The 2,813-nt window shown below is 51.9% G+C and carries 1 rRNA gene (cut by a window edge); it reads left to right on the top strand.

Annotated features, from left to right (window positions below):
• Window positions 1–2,793, top strand: a 23S ribosomal RNA gene (locus tag AC3WK5_RS11895); it begins 148 nt to the left of the window's first position.
• Window positions 2,794–2,813: the final 20 nt, after the last annotated feature.

Genomic DNA, 2,813 nt, shown 5'->3' on the forward strand with positions numbered 1-2,813 from the left:
GTGATCCGGAGATGTCTGAATGGGGGAACCCACCTAACATAAGTTAGGTATCTTAAGCTGAATACATAGGCTTAAGAAGCGAACCAGGGGAACTGAAACATCTAAGTACCCTGAGGAAAAGAAATCAACCGAGATTCCCTTAGTAGTGGCGAGCGAACGGGGACTAGCCCTTAAGTGGCTTTGAGATTAGCGGAACGCTCTGGAAAGTGCGGCCATAGTGGGTGATAGCCCTGTACGCGAAAATCTCTTGGTCATGAAATCGAGTAGGACGGAGCACGAGAAACTTTGTCTGAATATGGGGGGACCATCCTCCAAGGCTAAATACTACTGACTGACCGATAGTGAACTAGTACCGTGAGGGAAAGGCGAAAAGAACCCCGGAGAGGGGAGTGAAATAGATCCTGAAACCGTATGCGTACAAGCAGTGGGAGCCCACTTTGTTGGGTGACTGCGTACCTTTTGTATAATGGGTCAGCGACTTATTTTCAGTGGCGAGCTTAACCGAATAGGGGAGGCGTAGCGAAAGCGAGTCTTAATAGGGCGTCTAGTCGCTGGGAATAGACCCGAAACCGGGCGATCTATCCATGGGCAGGTTGAAGGTTGGGTAACACTAACTGGAGGACCGAACCGACTACCGTTGAAAAGTTAGCGGATGACCTGTGGATCGGAGTGAAAGGCTAATCAAGCTCGGAGATAGCTGGTTCTCCTCGAAAGCTATTTAGGTAGCGCCTCATGTATCACTGTAGGGGGTAGAGCACTGTTTCGGCTAGGGGGTCATCCCGACTTACCAAACCGATGCAAACTCCGAATACCTACAAGTGCCGAGCATGGGAGACACACGGCGGGTGCTAACGTCCGTCGTGAAAAGGGAAACAACCCAGACCGTCAGCTAAGGTCCCAAAGTTATGGTTAAGTGGGAAACGATGTGGGAAGGCTTAGACAGCTAGGAGGTTGGCTTAGAAGCAGCCACCCTTTAAAGAAAGCGTAATAGCTCACTAGTCGAGTCGGCCTGCGCGGAAGATGTAACGGGGCTCAAACCATACACCGAAGCTACGGGTATCACTTAGGTGATGCGGTAGAGGAGCGTTCTGTAAGCCTGTGAAGGTGAGTTGAGAAGCTTGCTGGAGGTATCAGAAGTGCGAATGCTGACATGAGTAACGACAATGGGTGTGAAAAACACCCACGCCGAAAGACCAAGGTTTCCTGCGCAACGTTAATCGACGCAGGGTTAGTCGGTCCCTAAGGCGAGGCTGAAAAGCGTAGTCGATGGAAAACAGGTTAATATTCCTGTACTTCTGGTTATTGCGATGGAGGGACGGAGAAGGCTAGGCCAGCTTGGCGTTGGTTGTCCAAGTTTAAGGTGGTAGGCTGGAATCTTAGGTAAATCCGGGATTCTAAGGCCGAGAGCTGATGACGAGTGTTCTTTTAGAACACGAAGTGGTTGATGCCATGCTTCCAAGAAAAGCTTCTAAGCTTCAGGTAACCAGGAACCGTACCCCAAACCGACACAGGTGGTTGGGTAGAGAATACCAAGGCGCTTGAGAGAACTCGGGTGAAGGAACTAGGCAAAATGGCACCGTAACTTCGGGAGAAGGTGCGCCGGTGAGGGTGAAGGACTTGCTCCGTAAGCCCATGCCGGTCGAAGATACCAGGCCGCTGCGACTGTTTATTAAAAACACAGCACTCTGCAAACACGAAAGTGGACGTATAGGGTGTGACGCCTGCCCGGTGCCGGAAGGTTAATTGATGGGGTTAGCTAACGCGAAGCTCTTGATCGAAGCCCCGGTAAACGGCGGCCGTAACTATAACGGTCCTAAGGTAGCGAAATTCCTTGTCGGGTAAGTTCCGACCTGCACGAATGGCGTAACGATGGCGGCGCTGTCTCCACCCGAGACTCAGTGAAATTGAAATCGCTGTGAAGATGCAGTGTATCCGCGGCTAGACGGAAAGACCCCGTGAACCTTTACTATAGCTTTGCACTGGACTTTGAATTTGCTTGTGTAGGATAGGTGGGAGGCTTTGAAGCGTGGACGCCAGTTCGCGTGGAGCCAACCTTGAAATACCACCCTGGCAACTTTGAGGTTCTAACTCAGGTCCGTTATCCGGATCGAGGACAGTGTATGGTGGGTAGTTTGACTGGGGCGGTCTCCTCCTAAAGAGTAACGGAGGAGTACGAAGGTGCGCTCAGACCGGTCGGAAATCGGTCGTAGAGTATAAAGGCAAAAGCGCGCTTGACTGCGAGACAGACACGTCGAGCAGGTACGAAAGTAGGTCTTAGTGATCCGGTGGTTCTGTATGGAAGGGCCATCGCTCAACGGATAAAAGGTACTCCGGGGATAACAGGCTGATACCGCCCAAGAGTTCATATCGACGGCGGTGTTTGGCACCTCGATGTCGGCTCATCACATCCTGGGGCTGAAGCCGGTCCCAAGGGTATGGCTGTTCGCCATTTAAAGTGGTACGCGAGCTGGGTTTAGAACGTCGTGAGACAGTTCGGTCCCTATCTGCCGTGGACGTTTGAGATTTGAGAGGGGCTGCTCCTAGTACGAGAGGACCGGAGTGGACGAACCTCTGGTGTTCCGGTTGTCACGCCAGTGGCATTGCCGGGTAGCTATGTTCGGAATAGATAACCGCTGAAAGCATCTAAGCGGGAAACTAGCCTCAAGATGAGATCTCACTGGGACCTTGAGTCCCCTGAAGGGCCGTCGAAGACTACGACGTTGATAGGTTGGGTGTGTAAGCGCTGTGAGGCGTTGAGCTAACCAATACTAATTGCCCGTGAGGCTTGACCATATAACACCCAAGCAATCTGC

It is taken from the genome of Pseudomonas sp. FW306-02-D09B (genome assembly GCF_058782685.1).